Source organism: Paenibacillus catalpae, assembly GCF_900112695.1.
In the GTDB taxonomy this organism is placed as follows: domain Bacteria; phylum Bacillota; class Bacilli; order Paenibacillales; family Paenibacillaceae; genus Pristimantibacillus; species Pristimantibacillus catalpae.
The window spans coordinates 1-18,151 of the sequence record NZ_FOMT01000001.1 but is presented as its reverse complement, the minus strand read 5'-3'; the positions used below and the strand labels follow the sequence as shown (position 1 = coordinate 18,151).

10 protein-coding genes are annotated in these 18,151 nt (G+C 47.1%); 1 reads left to right on the top strand and 9 read right to left on the bottom strand.

What is annotated here, in order from left to right:
* Nucleotides 1-62: 62 nt before the first annotated feature.
* From BM200_RS00050 to sigK, 8 genes are all read right to left on the bottom strand, one after another.
* The gene (locus tag BM200_RS00050) at nt 63-5,966 is read right to left on the bottom strand and encodes an endo-alpha-N-acetylgalactosaminidase family protein (RefSeq protein WP_091179916.1); all 5,904 of its coding nucleotides are present in this window, start codon (nt 5,964-5,966) and stop codon (nt 63-65) included.
* Nucleotides 5,967-6,292: 326 nt separating this feature from the next.
* Nucleotides 6,293-7,954, bottom strand: a complete 1,662-nt coding sequence (locus tag BM200_RS00045; protein ID WP_091179914.1) for a response regulator transcription factor — start codon at nt 7,952-7,954, stop codon at nt 6,293-6,295.
* Between the two features lie 48 nt (nt 7,955-8,002).
* A complete protein-coding gene (locus BM200_RS00040; protein WP_245772828.1) occupies nt 8,003-8,842 on the bottom strand; it encodes a carbohydrate ABC transporter permease in 840 nt (279 codons plus the stop codon).
* 2 nt (nt 8,843-8,844) lie between these two features.
* Nucleotides 8,845-9,726 (bottom strand): carbohydrate ABC transporter permease, encoded by an 882-nt coding sequence (locus BM200_RS00035; protein ID WP_217649547.1) that lies wholly within the window; start codon nt 9,724-9,726, stop codon nt 8,845-8,847.
* Between the two features lie 84 nt (nt 9,727-9,810).
* On the bottom strand, nt 9,811-11,160 hold the full coding sequence (locus tag BM200_RS00030) for an extracellular solute-binding protein (RefSeq protein WP_091179909.1): 1,350 nt from the start codon (nt 11,158-11,160) through the stop codon (nt 9,811-9,813).
* A 145-nt stretch (nt 11,161-11,305) separates the two neighbouring features.
* The gene (locus BM200_RS00025) at nt 11,306-13,120 is read right to left on the bottom strand and encodes a cache domain-containing sensor histidine kinase (RefSeq protein WP_091179907.1); all 1,815 of its coding nucleotides are present in this window, start codon (nt 13,118-13,120) and stop codon (nt 11,306-11,308) included.
* 212 nt (nt 13,121-13,332) lie between these two features.
* Nucleotides 13,333-14,067 carry an S-layer homology domain-containing protein gene (locus BM200_RS00020; RefSeq protein WP_091179902.1) on the bottom strand — a complete coding sequence of 245 codons (735 nt, stop codon included), beginning with the start codon at nt 14,065-14,067 and terminating at the stop codon, nt 13,333-13,335.
* Between the two features lie 462 nt (nt 14,068-14,529).
* Nucleotides 14,530-15,228, bottom strand: a complete 699-nt coding sequence (gene sigK / locus BM200_RS00015; RefSeq protein ID WP_091179899.1) for an RNA polymerase sporulation sigma factor SigK — start codon at nt 15,226-15,228, stop codon at nt 14,530-14,532.
* A gap of 543 nt (nt 15,229-15,771) precedes the next feature.
* Between sigK and BM200_RS00010 the strand changes: the two genes are divergently transcribed.
* Entirely contained in the window at nt 15,772-17,118 is a 1,347-nt protein-coding gene (locus BM200_RS00010; RefSeq protein WP_091179895.1) for an Nramp family divalent metal transporter, read from the top strand.
* A gap of 46 nt (nt 17,119-17,164) precedes the next feature.
* Here BM200_RS00010 and BM200_RS00005 read toward each other — a convergent pair whose 3' ends face one another.
* Entirely contained in the window at nt 17,165-17,803 is a 639-nt protein-coding gene (locus tag BM200_RS00005; protein WP_175532682.1) for a cell wall hydrolase, read from the bottom strand.
* Between the last annotated feature and the right edge of the window lie 348 nt (nt 17,804-18,151).

Here is an 18,151-nt window from a genome sequence, read left to right as displayed (position 1 = left end):
GATTAAAAGGAACCGCCGGCATGTCTTACGTCATGCTGGCGGTTCTTCGGTCGTTACACTCCTTACTTCTTGCCCAGCTCTATCGTAACAGAATGGCGGGTCGTCACTTTGCCGTCTGATACCACGAAGGTAACTGTTGCCCCGGTCTTCACCTTCACCCAGCTGAATTCTCCTGTAGCTGCATCAAAGGTCGCGCCCTCAGGAAGATTTTCTACACTCAGTACGAGTTGATCGCCTTCGTCGGCATCTGTCGCCTTAACCGTAATCGTCACAACGCCATTCTTCTTCACCTTATAGGTGTCCGGAAGCCCGACAAAGACCGGTGCGTGATTCACCGAAGGTGCAGCCTCGACTTGGATATTCGCTTCGATCTGAGCAGTTTCTACCCCATCTGTCGCTTGCAAGATAACGACATAATCTCCGGCTGCCGCATTCGCCCACTCGAATACACCGCTCTCCTCATCGAGGGTTGCGCCCTCAGGAAGATCTATACCGCTGTACGAAATGGCATCGCCGTCCTCATCAGTTGCGAGCACCGTGAAGGAGACAGTCTCGCCTTCCAATACAGAGATTGGAGCAATATTAGCCAGTACTGGCGCATGATTAGCCTTGCTGACGTGAACTTGCACATCCTTGGTTGCTGTTGCTTTGCCATCCGTTGCCGCGACCGTTACGGTATAATCGCCGGCTGCTGCATTTGCCCATTGGAACAGACCAGTGGAAGCATCAAAGGTCGCGCTGGTAGGCAGATGATCGGATACCACCGTAAGAGTAACGGTATCCTCAGCATCCTCGTCCACTGCTGTTACTTCAAAGCTCGCTGTCTCTCCTTCAGTAATGGAAATATCGCTAATATCGCCAATGACAGGTGCGTTGTTAGCTGCATCGAGATCATCGACATAGAAATCATCAAGCACAACGACGACATCTGTAGCTGTCAATTGCGGAGCACCCGGTGCTCTAACGGTTTCAAGCGTAATATAGTAGTCGCTGTAATCGCCTGTATTAAAGGTCAGCTCGGCATCAGCCGTTCCAGTCGATTTGATGATCGGATACGTCCAGCCTGGGATGAGGCTCTTCCCTGTGCCTGTTGCTTCTGACAGGAGGACGCTGTATTGGGGTCCGCCTGATCTTGATTTGGCCGAGATTTGATACAAGCCGGCTTTATTCGCTTCGTATTTCAAGCCCACCTTGTACGTCTTATTCGGCAGAAGCTTCAAGGTAGAAGGAAGCGTCGCTGCAATCTCTTGAACCGAAGTTGTACGATTGATGAAGTCCTGCTCATTCGACTTCAAGGAGAACAACCCGTCAATGACATAAGTCATCGGCTGCTTAACAGCAGGGTCTTCTGCCCGGCGCTTGTCGCTCACTTTCTCAGCGAGGTGCGTCTGATTGCCGCTGTTTGCCCGGAAGGCGAATGGTCCAAGACCTTCAGATACATTCTCAAAGTCTTCATAGAAATAATGGCTGCCAAATTCGGTTTTGCCCGGATTCTCCCACAGTCTTACATCATCAAACCATACTTTGGAGGAAGCTGCAGTCGTTGCATCGGCCTTCAAAGTAAGGGTAGCCTGCCCGGATTCATCCGCCGTAAAGTCGACCTCCAGCCGTTGGAAGTAGGTGCTCTTGAATTTGCTTGGCTCTTCCAGATTCTGAACCTTCGAAGCTTCGATCTCATTCGATACAGCAGGTCCGCCGTAGTTAGCTACCTGCAGCGAGACCTTCCGGTTCGTTGTGCTAGGCGTCAAGGCATCCCTGTTCGTACCTGTACCATTATTAATATCTGCCCACACGGAGGCTGTGTACGTCTTGCCAGGCGTCAGACCCGTAACCGTCTGGGTCAGCGCTGCATCGTCCGTACCGCTAATGCGGACATAGCTGTTCATGTTGTAATCATGCTCGAGTGTTACATGGCTAGCAGCCGCGTTAGTTGTCGAGGACTTCTGCCACGAAGCAAAGCCGCCGCTGTCGAAGCCAGGGTCTTTCACCGGTCCGCCAAAGCCCCACTCGCCTGCTTGCTGGATGTTCGAAGCTTGTTCAGCTGCCTTCGATTTGTAAATCACATATGGAACTCCAACTGTCGTATTGTCGATCGTAACTTTACCGTTCACGACCGAAAGCGTACGGTCCCATACGCGGCCTGTATCCGTCAGCTTATACATCTCAACAGAGGATAAGCCGCTCCAGCTATTTGGCATCTCCCAGGTTGTTGAACCGCCCTTCGGATTCCAGTAATAGATCTTCGTCTCATTTTTCGGATCCCAAGGCAGGAACAGCTGAGCCTGCTGATTCTGAACATCCAATTGACCACTACCCGTATCGCCTGCAGCTTTATTCAGCAGCACATCATAGACAGCGATTTTCTTGCCGTCCTTCTTCAGCGAAGCCGTGCCTGTGATCAGATTAGCGTTAGACGGGCTTGTATGATATTCATCCAAGGAAGCGACAACGCCATTGCTGAATACCACGCTTTGATCCATGCCGGCACTATCGTACGTGAGATTCATAATCGGGAAGTGCTGCATGTATTTCGTCAGCAGGTTGTTGTTATAGAACAAGTCAATGCCGTCCTGCATATCTGTTCTGCCCTGCCAGGAGCCTACACCTGCTTGCAGCATGCCTCTTAACAGCATACTTGTCTTTGGACTTGGCGCTTGGAACGTATCTTGATATTGGTTCTTCATGAAGCGGACAATCATGCTGCCATCCGTTTGACTTGGATAATAGGGATCGGTTCCCCAATGTGTCCAGATGACGTTCTGTTCCATCGGACCGGAGAATTCTGTTGCGAACCAGAAGCCAAGCTTATCCTGAATGATCTTGGCGAATTGGTCGGCATGCCAGCCGGCACCGCTGTACACATCATCATAGACCATCGCAAGATTAGGAACCTCTTCCTTCAGCTGCGTATATCTTCTCTCGAGCTCGCCATCTGAGAGCACCTTCGCACTGTCGACTCCATACGTCGGATCCACCCAGTCATAACTGGAGCTGGTGCTGGACCATTCATCCTTATTGGCGTAATAAGCATCCGGATCTTGCCCATCGATATTCGTATGGACGCCTACTTTGACGTTATACTTCAAGCCTTCGTCTACAAGCGTATTGAAATCCTTCAGTCCGCCCGGGCGGATCCCGAAGTGCCCCGCTACGTCCGGATGGCTGTCATCATGGCCTTCCGCCTGATAGCCCTTCTCGAGGATCAGCTGGCCGAAGCCGTCATACAGGTTATACAGCTTCTTCGCATTGTCCAGCGTGCGCAGGAATGGTGCCTGCGTTAAGCTGTTGAAGTTCATCGCTATATACGAGACGTAGTTATTAATCTCATCGGCGCCTGGATGAAGATTCTGGGACCATTTATCACGGTAGCCGATCGCAGCATCCTTCCAATCCGCCGTCCCGTCACCGTTCTTGTCTGGCGTAATGACAATCTCCGACGACAAATCAAATTTCGGCGGGAACTTCACGTCATCAATGACGTCGCCTCTGACATTCCAGTAGCCGTTCCACATGGACAGAGATTTACTGGATGAACCATTCTCCTCTGCTATTTCCATATTCACCTTGGCAGGCTGATTAACGACATCATTAAGGATGGTCGCCGCAAGCTTGCCGTCGCTGACGAACCCATAAGTTCTGCCCTTGCTGCCTGCCGTCTGGTCGGCCAGCTTCTGCCCAAAGGCGGCATCATTCGTGTAGAACTCCTCATAGAATTGGTTCCATTCCCCGGTAACCCAAGTAGAAGCACCTTGTGCATTCGGGTTGCTGCTGGACACGGTCACCAGCTTCTGCGTCGGGAATTCAACGGTAACAACCTTATAGCCCTCAGGCTCTGAGTTGATGCGCGTATTCATATGCACCGAGCCGCCTGTAGCCTTGAACGTAACATCCATGCCTACGTCGCCAACCGTTGCTTCCGTATTGTCATCCACGACAGGAACATTCAGCTTATAGGTCAGAGTATCGTTGCTTGTTTTCTCCGCGCTTACAACAGTCGCGAAGCTGTCATTGCCGTTGATCCTCACTTTGTAGAGGAAATCGCTCTGGCCTTGCAGCGTATCTGTAACTTCACCGCCAGTCCACGTATAGCTGCGAACTGCCGGGAATCGATTATCCAGCTCGACGCTAAGCTTATCCGATGCGATGGTAATTGGAGCTAATGGACCAGGCGTTGGAGGCACTGGCGGCAGATACTTCTCCTGCGACAGCTTGCTGATTGTAATCTTCTTCGCATCGTACCAGCTTCTGATTCCCACTTTACCTGCAGCCACTGGGAAATCGGCAGACCCGCTTACAGCCAGCTGATCATTCACGAACACTTTGACGCTTTGACCGATATACTTGATCTTTACCGTATACTCGGTGTTCGGCAGCAGTACTGGACCATTCGACGTCAATACGCCATAATGGCTCGCATCCGTCTGCCAACCCCATTCTTTGCCGCCGCCATAATAAATCATGGCGTAAGGCTGATTCTGGCCCATGTATCGGAAGTAGAACCCGACACGGCCGGTGCTGGAGCTTGTCGTGAATTTAACGGTATAATAGCCGTCCTGCACTTCCAGAGAGTTAAAGTCATGAATCTCACCGATGAAGTTATTAAATACAAGCTTGTTATCCGTAATGACAGGAGCCGGAGAGAATGCAGAGCCATCGGAATTGTTCTTCCACGTGCCTGTCACACCATCCGTATAGCTTCGGATATAGGAAGTAGATGCCGGAGGCGTATACATATCTTCCTCAGCGTAATCGACCTGCATGTCATCCAATAGTGTGGTAAGCGAAGCAGCATTCGCCGAAAGTCCCACACGCCCATACGAAGTGAACAAGCCCGGAATCGTACCGGAGTAGAGCTCCGCCCCGTCTATGCTAAGGGTATATTGATCGCCATGATAATCAATTTCTACTTGATGCGGAGCCGTACCAAGCGGCTGCGGCGTACTTGTCAGGTCAAAGCTGACGTTCGTGCCGCCATTCATCCCAACCAGCTTCCAATTCCCTGCGCTGTCGGTTCTTACTGCGCTCCAGTTGCTGTCATCCTGGTATCTGAACAGCAGTCCAGCATTGGTAAAGCTGCTGCCAACCTGCAGCTTCGCACTATAAGAGCCATTGCGAACCAGTGGTGATTTACTATCAACGACCTGGCTTGCGCCGCTTGTTGTCACTACCTTGGCTATTCTTCCAGAGAAGCCTGGCAGAGGAGTTTTAATTGATAATGTTGGACTTGTCGTTACCGTCCCGATATTCGCAACAGGCGCTGCTTCATTATCGAAGCTTCTCTCATAGACAACGTTGTTGCTCGGATCGGTCACCTTCACGCTGTCAATATTAAGCGTCTTCGCGCCGAAATAGGATCGGAAGCCGACTTTGCCCGCTGCTGTCGGCAGTTTATTGCCGGTGGTCGAGGAGTAGACCTGTTTGCCATCCAGATAAATCTCGTACGTATCACCGCTGAACTTCTGCTTCAGCGTATAGATTTTACCTGGAACCAATACTTCCGCTTTATTCGCATTAGAGCCCCAGACTTCCCCGGAGCCGTTGAATCCATCCCATAGCCAGCCGTTTGGATCACGGCATATTAAGGAATAATGTGTTGCATCCTTAATTCGGGAAGCGAAACAGAACTGCTCCGCAGCTCCTCCGTCGATGCCGAATTTCATCTCAACCGTTCCGTCCGCAATGTCAGGCATGTCGCTGAAATAGAAGACGTTGTTGCCGGTTTGCTGTGCTGCCAGAAACTTTCCGCTCATGTCAGAGTAGGAAGCAATACCGCTTATCGCCGTGTCTGTCTGGACTGCCCCATTGTCAGCTAGAGTAGCCTCCGTACCGGTCTCGAAGTTGTTGGTATACGTTTGCTCCAATTGCGCCGCCTGGGCGATGCCGCTGCCTGCCAACGGTACCAATCCTGATGAGAATAGCAGGGCTGCTGCCGAGATCATGCTTAACGTCTTTTTGAATGGTCTCACTCACAAAAACCTCCATTTTCGGTTAATCTCCTGAATCTCTCCACTTACCTCTTGCTCTGCTAATCTTCCTCCTCCCCCATAATCAGGCTAAGCTACTATGAATCTTATAGAAAATGAAAACGCATTCAAATGATAATATTTGGCTGGCTGATGATTATTTTTGATCATTCTCGCACATTCTCGTCCTCCTGTGTGACCGCCTATTAACTTTCGTACAGAAAGTGATGGGCTTCGGTACAATTTGCACCCCGCTTCCAAACAAGAAAAACTCCAATCATGAATTATCCTTCGATAGACGATGGATAATTCATGATTGGAGTTCGTCCTTACAATACAGAAATGGTGTCACGATGCGATTTAGGGCTCTGACCCATCATTTTTTTGAATAGTCGGCTGAAATGCTCTGGATTCATGTAGCCTACCCGATTCGAAACCTCGGAGACCTTCATGCCGCTTGCCATCAAGCGCTGAGCTTCATCGATTCTCAGCTTCGTTAAGTATTGAATGAAGCTTCTGCCGACTTCCTTCGAGAATTGCTTACTTAAGTAGCTTTCACTTACGCCAACCATCTGAGAGATTAACGGAAGCGTAATATCCTCGCAGAAATGCTTATCCAGAAACTGCTTCGCCTTAGCCACCGGCTGCGAGTATTTTGAATGGTTGCTGACCTCATTCGCATGCAATAAGGCGTGAATTTTAGTAAAAATCTCCTCGATCCATGCCAAGGCACTCTTCATTGTCTTGAACTGTGTAAGGAACGCTAGTGGACTGTCGAAGCCCTCCTGAAGCTGCTGCCATCTCAGCCCGTTCGTATAGAGGATCGATCCAACTTCCCAGATCAAATCGTTAAACCCTGCTATTATGACCTGTGAACGGATTCCGTCAGCTTTGTCCAATAAGAGGTGATATTGTTTGAATTGTTCCTTCCAGTGAGCGGCATCCGATTTCTTCAAGGCTTTCACCAAAGAACCCCTGCTTTGCTGCAATTGATCTATGTAGGATTCGGATCCTGAATGCTGCTCTTCTCTAAATCTCGTTACCGCTTCAGGAAAAAAAACTTTATCAAAGCCTCGATAATAACTAAGATCTGCAGCATGAGATGCTTGCTTCGCTAAGTCCAGCCATTCGCCGCTCCTTCTTCCGAAGCCGCTCACACCTATTGCAACGGAGGCATTCATGAATTGCTTTAACCGTATGCTTACCGTCGTTAATACCGCATGAAGCTTCTCACGTGCGCTTGTTATACTACGGTAGCTGGACAGGGACATAAGCAACATGTATTCATCCGGCGAAAGATTAATAATAAAGTGGGGAATGGCATGGGATTCGATGACCGTCATGATCGTTTGTTTAATGAATCCTCTCGTATTATCAGAGCTCGGGCTGGACAGCTTAATCGAAGCTGCAGTCAGATTGCCCTCACCAAGTCGTGCCTTAAGCGCAGCAAGAGCTTCAGACCTCGCGGATTCATCCGCACATGCATTATCTAATAACGCGGCGATTAGAAGTTCCTCCTGATTACTGATTGGTACAGGAGACGCTTGGCTTCTATCCATATGAACACTCGTGCTGACCGAATGACTCGACATGCTCTCCTTAAGCTTACGTACTTCATCAACCGCTTTTGTCAGAATCGGAGCCAGATATCCCTCATCCATACTGGCTTTGAGCACATAATCCTTGGCCCCGTTCACGAAAGCCTCCCTCACATAATCGTAATCATTAAAGGCGCTTAGCACGATTGGATAGACGGGCTCCCTATCCTCCAGCTGGCTTAAGCAGCGAAGGAATTCCAATCCATTCATCTTCGGCATCTGAATATCGACACAGACAATATCTACGTGATGGTAATTCTTCATAAATTGGAGCGCTTCTTGTCCATCCGAAGCTTCGCCAACGATATGAATATCCAATTCCAGCGAGGTGATCATATGACGCAGTACAAGTCTAACGAGCGGTTCATCATCTACAACCAGCAGATTAATCATGACTCCTCATCACCTCATTAGCGCGAATTATATCTTCCCTTTGCAATACTAGCCCTTTACGGCACCATCCATAAGTCCTTTGAAAATATACCGCTGGAACACGACGTAAACAGCTGTGCTCGGAATGAGAACAAGCACGATCCCGGCGCAGAGAGCGGACAAGTCTGAACCACGTGCACCTACGAACTTCATGAGCGCCGTTGATAAGGTGACAAGCTCATTCGACGGCATGTAAAGAAACGGCACATACACATCGTTCATAACCGTAACGCTCTTCAGAATAGCAAGAGTCGCCGTCGCTGGCAGCAGCAGCGGGAATATAATCGACCGGAATATCCGTCCATACGAAGCGCCATCAAGCATCGCACTCTCGTCCAGCTGATTCGAGATCTTCTCCAAGAACTGCATATAAATATAGATCTGCATAATATCCGTTCCAATATAGATCGAGATTGGTGCGCTTAAGGAATCATACATCCCAATGGAATGAATGATCTGAAAGCGGGCGATCTCTGTCGTGTACGCAGGAATAATCATGGCCATCAAGAATAAGGCGTACACGGCTTTTTTCATTCGGAATTGAAAACGGTTCAAGATATAGGCTGTCATCGTTCCCAGAATCGCATTCCCCATAAGGGTTAAGGTAACAATCACAGTTGTATTCCACAGCCCTCTCAGCATATCGCCCTGTTCATACGCCAGCTTGAAGTTGCTCATATTCAGGAAGCTGCCAGGCAGTGAGAAAGGCGCGGTCTCGAACAGCTCCGTTCTCGTCTTGAAGGCCCCGAACACAACCAGCGCGATTGGCACAAATACAATGACAACGATTAGTACAAACATGAAGTAATAGACGGCTTTTCCAGGCAAGTTGCGTTTCCATCCGTTCATCTCTAGTTACCACTCCTATCCTTAATAATCCAATTCTGAATGGAAGAGAAGACGATGATCAGACAGAGCAATACGACAGCCATAGCCGAGGCTAAGCCGAAATTATTGAATTTAAAGGCCGTGAACAACGAGAAGAGTCCAAACGTGCTGCTCGAAACACCAGGACCTCCGCCTGTCATGACAAATGGAATATCGAATTGCAGCAAAGCACCTGTCACATTCATGAACAGAATAATCTCCACGACGCGGCGAATGCCTGGAAGCGTAATATACAGCTGTTTCCTCCAAAATCCCGCTCCGTCAATCGCAGCAGCTTCATATAAGTCTTGCGGGATGGACTGAAGCCCTGCTAGGAACAAAATAACGTGTACGCCGCAGTAACGCCATAAGGATACGGCTACCAGGGAGAAATTCACCAGCTTCAAGTCGCTCAGCCAGCCATGAATCCAGCTCTCAAGACCAACAGAAGTCAATAGGCTGTTAAGCGGACCGTTTATCGGATAGTAAATGTAGCTGAACATGTAAGCAACCGCAACTCCGTTGACCACATAAGGCATCAATATAGTGAAGCGGAATAACGAGCTCCCGCGAATGGACCGGTTCAATAAAACAGCTACCATGAGTTCGAGAGGGATAAATAGCGTATGTATAACAAAGTAAAGGCCGTTATTGCCGATCGACTTCCATGCATCCGGCATTTCGAACAACACTTGCTTGTAGTTATCCAATCCGATATAGCTCTTCGAGGAGCTGTACCCATCCCAATTCGTGAAGCTATAGTGGAACAATTGTAAAGTCGGATAGACCAGAAACAATAACAGCAAGGATACAGGGACGAATAGAAAGCTGAATATAACCCATCTCTGCTGTATCTTGTAACTCATTCTCATCCCTCCCGGCATTTAGTAAGGCTGAATAATAGAGGGTACATGGTTTAACCCAAGCACCCTCATCTCTTGGATATGAACTTATTTCACCGATTCTACAGCTTTCTTCCAGCTTGCATTTAGCGCCTTCTCCACGTCCTCAATCTTCTTGCCTGAGAAAATATCAGCGGCTGTTTTCTTCTCGTCATATTGCGCAGCAGCTTTAACCTTCGCGAACCGCTCATTCGTTGCATCGTAGATAAACGGAGTGAACGGCGCCTCTTGGTTGGACTTATTGAAGAATGGCAGATCAGAAGTTACACCCTCTACAGTAGATGTATTCTTCAGCGTATTAATATAAGGCTGGTAGACCTCAGGGCTGAACATCCACTCCAGGAATGCTTTCGCCTCATCGGCATTCTCAGAGTTCTTGCTAATCGATACATATTGATCCGCAAGAGTCATGTTCGGAAGCGGATCACTTGCAGACGTTCGCCAAGGCATTGGGAACGCAGCGAGATCATCTTCGTTGCCTACTTTAGCCAAATGATCAGCATAATACCATTGCCCTAATGCAATAATTGCGGCTTGCTTAGACTGGAACAATTGCGTAGCTTGGTCATAGCCGATGCCAAGCGCATCCGGACCAGCCAGCTTATCATCAGCGATTTTCTTAATCAGATTAGCTACAGTCTCAAAGGTAGAGCCTGGGCCAAAAGGCTCCGCTTGATTAGCCAGATTAGCTTGATACTGCTCATCCTTGGAGAGAACATGAGGACCAAATTCAGAGAATGGATAGAAGGTCCAATCATCCTTGCCGCCTAGAGCGAGCGGAATATACTTCTTGCTCTCCTTGATCTTCTCCAGCACGTTGACGAATTCGTCTATCGTCTGCGGAATAGTCAGATTGAGCTCTTGGAATATACTAGGGTGATAATATACATATTCAGAGAAAGAGACGAGCGGCAAACCAAGGGTTTGACCATCGATAACACCAGGGAATTTATTGCTCTTCGCCGCTTTCAGCTCATCTAGCGGGAGCAGAGAATTTTTATAGATTTGGAAATGAGCTGGCTTCAGGTACATGAGGTCAGGCAGATCATCGGCCGCAAGACGAACCTTCAAGTATTGACCGCTGTTGTCCGGAATCGTCTCCACTTCAATCGAGACGTTAGGCTTAATCTTCGAATACTCTTTAACCTTCTCCGTCCAGAATTCGATATCCGTCTTCGCTTCCCACATGCCAAGCTTTAATTTGACAGGCTTCGCGTCATCCTTCGGAGCTGTCGTGTTCGTGCTGTCATTCGTTCCGGTTGCTGCCGTGCTGTTCGTGTCCTTCGTGCTGGCATTATTGCCGGTATTATTGCTTGCGCTGCTTCCACAACCCGACAGAATGGTTGCTGAGAAAATACCGAGTATGCACAAAGCCTGTAAGATTTTCTTCTTGCGCATTTTTCAACCCTCCGTTTTTTATCCTTGCCTGATTTTTTATCCTTGCCTGATGGCGGTTGTTCTTTCAACCTTCTTTATCATAACGTTCATGTAACCGCATCCAAATGATCGTTATTGAAGTAAACTTGATCTATTTTGAACTAGGTTAGCCGATCTTTCGCTCATCCGCTTCGTCCGAATGCCTTAGGATCGGCAGGGTTAATAAGACTTTCGCTCCGCCTTTGTCGCTTGTCTCAATGGCAAGTCCGTAGGCTGTACCATAATGAAGCTGGATACGCTGATGCACATTTAATATCCCCATCCCATTGTAGGTCCGATCCTTCAACGGCTCCGCCGTTTGCCTTCGATAGTCTTCCAACGCTTGACCGGTTACTCCAACGCCATTATCTTCAATGCAGACGAGCAGCTTATGATCCAAGACCGAAGCTGAAATATAAATAACACCGCCATGCTCCATATCACTTAATCCATGAATCAAGCTGTTCTCAATAATAGGCTGCAATAGCAGCTTCAATACGAACAGCGGCTCTGCTTGCTCTTCAATATCCCATACGGTCTCGAATTTATTGCCATATCGAATCTCCATGATGTACAAATAATGCTTAAGATTGTCCACTTCATCAGATAGGCGGGCCAATCTGCCTCCGCGGTTAAACGATGAGGACAGCAGCCGCATAAGCGAATGAGTCATATGTTGAATGTTGTCTGCCTTGCTGATCAGCGCCATGAGCTTTATGGCATTAAGCGTATTAATAAGGAAATGAGGATTGATCTGCGATTGCAGGGCTGAGAACTCTGCCATTCGTTTCGCCCGCTCCTGCTCCTCATGCTGCTTCATCAGCTCATTAATTCTCACAATCATGTGATTAAACGTATGGCCAAGCGTGAGCAGCTCCAGGCTGCCCTTGGCATATACATTGGTGGACAGGTTGCCCTCCATGACTCGAGACATCTGCCTCATTAGACGGTGGATTGGTCTTGTGACATTATGGACGAAGTAGATGGAAACGGCTCCAATTGATAAGATGACCAGCATAGCAGCTAGCAAAATAATATGGTACACCTTCTCATAGTTTGCGATCATTTTGCTGTACGGCATGATATTAATGATTTTCCAGCCTGCTTGTCCTACATCCGCATAGGTGACAAGTGCCTTCACGCCATTTATGTCCTCGAAATAATGTCCTTCCTTAGCTGGCATCCGAAGCCCGATTGTCTCCACTCCTCCCCCTTGCTTGACCTTCGGCTGATTGGAAGCGATAATCGTGCCCTTCTCATCTACCAAATATACCTTCGAGGCCTGATTCGTATCTTGAATAACGATATTATCAAACTCGCTTCCATTAAATAGGAAATAGATCACTTCTACATCTGACAAAATATTAAACGCGCTCGGAGAGAAGGAAGCCGCCATCATCTTCGTTACCAGCTTCTCGCTATGAACCTCCTGCTGCTGTTTGCCCAGAAAATGAACATGGTCCTGCTTCGTCAGTGCAAGCTTGTACCAGTCCATCTCACGCGTCGTATCGTCACTTCCTTCAATATTGCTCAAGTAGGTATAAGTCCCACTTCCCTTGAAATAAAACTTAATCGACAATACATCTGCAAACACGGAAGACGTGTGCCTTCCTAAAATTTTATACATCGTGCCTATATTCGCTTGTCGTTCAACTGAGGTTGTCGAATGAATCGTAGAAGCAGTCGTAAGCACCTCCGGATCCATACTGATTGCTGCGAATATACCAACCATCTTATTGATTTCCTGATTAGTCGCATAGGCAACGGTTTGCGAGGATTGCATGGCACCTTGCGTGGCTTGACTGATCACGTCTTCTCTATACATCCTTAAGATGACGTAACTAAGAATCGTAATGGGAATGATCACGATAAATACGATAAATATACTGAGAATGGTTGATAGCTTCATGCCTTTGGTACGAGCGAACAAGGCTGATTTCAATCGATAACCCCTCTCTATATAAGCCGTGTTGTCTTCATACTATTACAGTTGCTCCTGCGATCCTACGAGCATCCGCATGAATCCGTAGAAAAGTGTACCAATGGACGTAATTCCGGATTATTTTTCACCCTGTCTAACTGGAATAAGAAATGATAGTTAATTACCTACAAAAAAAATGGCAGCCCCGATTGGCTGCCATTCCAGTTACTTTCTTATTTTGCTCCTGGTATTTGTGGACTTGTTGACGATGGTGATCGTTTTGAATTTGTTTCTGATTCTAGATCTGGTTGTGGCGATGGTGCAGGATGTGCCTTGATGTATTCGAGTACATTGTAAATTTGTTCCGCTGCCTCTGCACGAGTGATTTCAGCTTTAGGATGGAAGTTCCCTTGTTCATCTAGTTTCACTACGTTATAAGCAAGCGCTCGCTGGATGGATCCATCATAATCAATGGTTAAATCCTTGCTATCGTTAATCTCGACGGGAACAAGTTTAAGCTTTGGAAGATTATTGTGCGTTTCAATCGTGCTAATAAGCAGGTGAGTGAACTCTTCACGCGTCCATTTCTTATTAGGATCAAGATCCGCCGGCAGTACGACTCCATTAACGCTAGCTGTAATTAATGCATTCGCATACCACGCATCGTTGTCTGCGTTTTTGAAATAATCAGTTGCTTTAGGTTCTACAAGGAATCTCACTAAATCTAGATTCAGATTCGCGGCATTAACAATAAGCTGAATACCTTGTGCCGCAGTGATGATGTCATTAGGGGCAAATAGGTCGTCCGAAATACCTTGGACTAAGCCTTTTTCTTGTAAGGCAATAATCTTATCCTTTGCAGCAATACTCGTTAGATCCGAGAAAGGATTGGCAGCTGCATAGCTAGGAACTGCAAAGGTTAACGATAATGCGGTAACCGTGGAAAGAATAATCGTTTTGGTTTTCATTTCTTTCACCCCTTGAGTTTTTGGTTTTTAAGATTTAAACATATTAATTGTTTTCTGATTGACCAGGCTTCCTCATAATTACCTGAATCCACCCTTACATTAGTAATACAATCGATGAGCCTATTATTTTTCACACTGAAAAAATTTGGGACGATAGATTAAAAGAAAACATTGTTCATTGTTCTTCCTATCTGTACGTTCGTCTACCGATAGGGCAACCTTCCACGGTAGTGGGATTTATGTCACAAGTGTTTTTGCTAGTTTAGAAAAACCGGCTTAAGATCGAATGTTGTAGCTTGTACATGTTTAATCACCTTCCCGTACTCTCCCAACAGGGGAAAATACCATATAAACAAAAAGCCATCCTCCATTGGGAAGATGGCTTAAAATAAAGACCATTATATTCCGTTAGAATAGCGGAATTATTCCCTGCCTATTTTCAAAGCTCAACAATACTCCGATTCACTTCTTCGCCTTATAAAACTCATGATACAGCTTCATGAGCGCCCTCTTCTCAATCCGCGACACATAGCTGCGGCTGATACCCAGCTCCTTCGCGATCTCGCGTTGCGTCCGCTCATCCCCGCCATGATCCAGGCCGAACCGGCCGCGGATCACTTCCTGCTCCCGCTCGTCGAGAATATCGAGATTGCGGTAGATCTTGCTTTTCTCAATCTTCAGCTGCACCCGGTCCACGACATCATCGGCCTCCGTGCCGAGAATATCGATCAAGGTGATTTCGTTCCCCTCTTTGTCCGTGCCAATTGGGTCGTGCAAGGATACGTCCTTGCGCGTCTTCTTCAAAGAACGCAAATGCATAAGTATTTCATTCTCAATACAGCGTGCGGCGAATGTGGCTAGTTTCGTGCCTTTTCCGGTCTGGAAGCTCTCAATGGCTTTGATCAGCCCAATCGTACCAATCGAGATCAGATCCTCGAGATCCTCGCCTGTGTTGTCGAATTTTTTGACAATGTGCGCGACAAGCCTCAAGTTATGCTCAATCAACAGGTTGCGCGAATGCGCATTGCCTTCTGCCATCAGCTGCAGATGCTTCATCTCTTCCTCTTCATGAAGCGGCTGCGGAAAAGCATTGTTTTTCACATACGATACGAGCAGCGTCAGCTGCTTGATGAATAAAGCAACAGCAGCAAAAAGTCCCATGTTCCTGCACCCCCATAAGCTGGATTACCAGGGGCATGAACATACCTCTGGCACACGATGAAGTCGGTTCTACATTGTATGTAGGCGGCGGCCTATAAGTGCATGTACGTAGAAATTCGTCGATTCTTATCTGTTTGGACTTACACTATATACACTCAAGAATTATAAGAGCAGCGAACGGCTTGTTATGGTTAGCGAAGCGTCGACTCAATTGCAGACAATGTCCAGCATACGTTTGACGGGCATCATGATAAACACAGCAAGAACCATCATCTTTAGTACTACCAATTAGGCTGTTCCCTCGGTGGGCAGTCCTTTACTTCGAGTACGTTCCGGTTCAATGGGGCAAAATAAATCTTGAAGTAACCAAAGAAAGAATCACGAATAAAAAAGTTGTCATTGACAAAAAAAGTTGCACTGGTACAATAAATTCAAGAGACATTTAGCACACACCTGCATACGGCTATGGTATGTGGTTTTTTTTTCAAAATAAGTTGCACTAAGGCAACATTATGAGATAAGGATAAGACAGAGGTGATTTAAATGATCGATCCATCAGCAATGAACCCAAATGATGATGCATGGAGAAATAAAGGCTCACAGCCTTCCCTTCCAGAGGTACACCGCTCATTACAGGTTCCGACGAAAGGCTCCTGGCTCAAAAAATTTCTAGCCTTTGCCGGACCAGGTTATCTGGTAGCCGTAGGCTATATGGATCCGGGGAACTGGGCGACAGATATCGCGGGCGGGGCCATGTTTGGTTATACCTTGCTGTCCGTCATTCTGATCTCCAATCTGATGGCCATTCTGCTGCAGGCTTTAGCAGGAAAATTGGGTATAGTAACAGGAAGAGATTTAGCGCAAGCCTGCCGAGACCATTACAGTAAGCCGGTCGTTTTCACTTTATGGCTTCTATGCGAGCTGGCTATTGCCGCTTGCGATTTGGCTGAGGTTATCGGCTCGGCAATCGCGCTTAACTTATTATTTGGCCTGCCACTCATGTATGGCGTATTAATCACCGTGCTTGATGTGTTTATCGTTTTGCTGCTTCAGAACAAAGGCTTCCGGTATATCGAAAGACTTGTTATTGTACTTATTTTTACAATCGGTGCCTGCTTTATTACAGAGATTTTTCTGTCAAATCCGGATACGCCAGCTCTGTTTCATGGTTTTATCCCAACTCATCATATTGTCACCAACCCGGCGATGCTGTACATTGCCATCGGCATTATTGGTGCTACCGTTATGCCGCATAATTTATATTTGCATTCGTCCATCGTACAAACAAGGAGGTACGAGCAGACGGAGCTCGGCAAACGCGAAGCGATCAAATATGCGACCTGGGATTCGTCCATTGCCTTGTTCTTTGCCTTATTTATTAACGCAGCGATCTTGATCATTTCGGCAGCAACCTTCCATGAAGCAGGCATGACGGAAGTTGCCGAGATCGGTCAAGCTTATGATCTGTTGACACCTTTATTAGGTACAGCCGTAGGTTCAATCCTGTTTGGTGTAGCGTTGCTTGCTTCAGGTCAAAATTCCACGCTGACAGGTACTCTTGCAGGTCAGATTGTGATGGAGGGCTTCCTGAATATCCGGCTTAAACCTTGGTTGCGCCGCCTTATTACACGACTGATTGCCATTATACCGGCTGTTATCGTTACAGCGATTTCGGGTGAAAGCGGTACGGCACAGCTATTGATCCTAAGTCAGATTATTCTGTCGTTCCAGCTGTCCTTTGCCGTTGTTCCACTCATTCAGTTCACGAGCGACAAGAAGAAAATGGGCGTATTCGCCAATCCTCTTTGGATGAAGCTTCTTGCCTGGTTCGTAGCCGGTATTATCATCGCACTTAACATTTTTTTGCTCTACAGAACCTTCTTCGGATAAAAATAAGGCCTGTCATTACAGTATTTGTAATGGCAGGCCTTTGTTCTTATTTCGCGAAGACATGATTTCCGATTTTCGCCGTCACCGGACGCGCCTTCATCCACCGTGAATCCGTTATTTTCGGATTGTAGAAATATAATGCACCATTCGTAGGATCAATACGTTTTGCTGCATCTTTAGCGGCATCCAGCGCGCTGGCGGTAGGCATCTTCCAAAACTGCCCGTTACTCACCACGCTGAACGCGCTAGGAGCAAAGATAACCCCGCGGATTGTACTTGGAAAGCCATTTGATTTGGTACGGTTTAAAATGACAGCCGCTACCGCGATCTTCCCCTTGTAGCTTTCGCCACCGGCCTCTGCATTAACGACCCTTGCCATACGAGATAAGTCAGAACGGTCAACAGTTACTTTATGCAGGGCATGCAGCGTCACAGAGCCTGCCACGCCATCCGGCTTAAGTCCGGCGCCTTTCTGAAAGGCTGCAACCGCAGACTTCGTAGATGCGCCAAAATAGTTCGTTATATTGCCTTTATAATATTTCAACATATAAAGCCGTTCCTGCAAATCCTGTACTTCTGTACCCTTGCTGCCAAGCTTTAGCGATGCAGCTGACGCCTCTAAAGGCAGGCAGAGGATAGATGCTATCAGCATCGATAAGACGAGTGTTCCAAGCTTACGCTTCATTATGCGATCCCTCCAGTATGTATGCTTGCTTGTCTCTAGACACGCGTTTTTTGAGTTTACCATAACTATCCTGAATAATAGGTTTTCATAGAATTTTCTAATTAGTTCTAATTTAACTCTCATTATTCAATATATAGTTCATGATTTACTCAATACACCATACTAATTCGTGATTTAACAGGAATTATAGTGGGTATGCTTGGTTACAAAAGTTTACAAACATAAACCAATAATAAATAACAAAAAAAGCCTGTCGAATAAACGACAGGCTTTCCTGTGGCTTTGCGCCTTCAAAACTGGATGCGAAAGTTTGAATTCCTTAAGTTCAAAGCCTATGCTTTCGAAGTA

Coding starts and splice junctions, on each gene's coding strand:
- BM200_RS00040 (WP_245772828.1), bottom strand. CDS start 8,842: ATGAACGGATGGAAACGCAACTTGCCTGGAAAAGCCGTCTATTACTTC.
- BM200_RS00035 (WP_217649547.1), bottom strand. CDS start 9,726: ATGAGTTACAAGATACAGCAGAGATGGGTTATATTCAGCTTTCTATTC.
- BM200_RS00020 (WP_091179902.1), bottom strand. CDS start 14,067: ATGAAAACCAAAACGATTATTCTTTCCACGGTTACCGCATTATCGTTA.
- BM200_RS00030 (WP_091179909.1), bottom strand. CDS start 11,160: ATGCGCAAGAAGAAAATCTTACAGGCTTTGTGCATACTCGGTATTTTC.
- BM200_RS00045 (WP_091179914.1), bottom strand. CDS start 7,954: ATGATTAATCTGCTGGTTGTAGATGATGAACCGCTCGTTAGACTTGTA.
- BM200_RS00010 (WP_091179895.1), top strand. CDS start 15,772: ATGATCGATCCATCAGCAATGAACCCAAATGATGATGCATGGAGAAAT.
- BM200_RS00005 (WP_175532682.1), bottom strand. CDS start 17,803: ATGAAGCGTAAGCTTGGAACACTCGTCTTATCGATGCTGATAGCATCT.
- sigK (WP_091179899.1), bottom strand. CDS start 15,228: ATGGGACTTTTTGCTGCTGTTGCTTTATTCATCAAGCAGCTGACGCTG.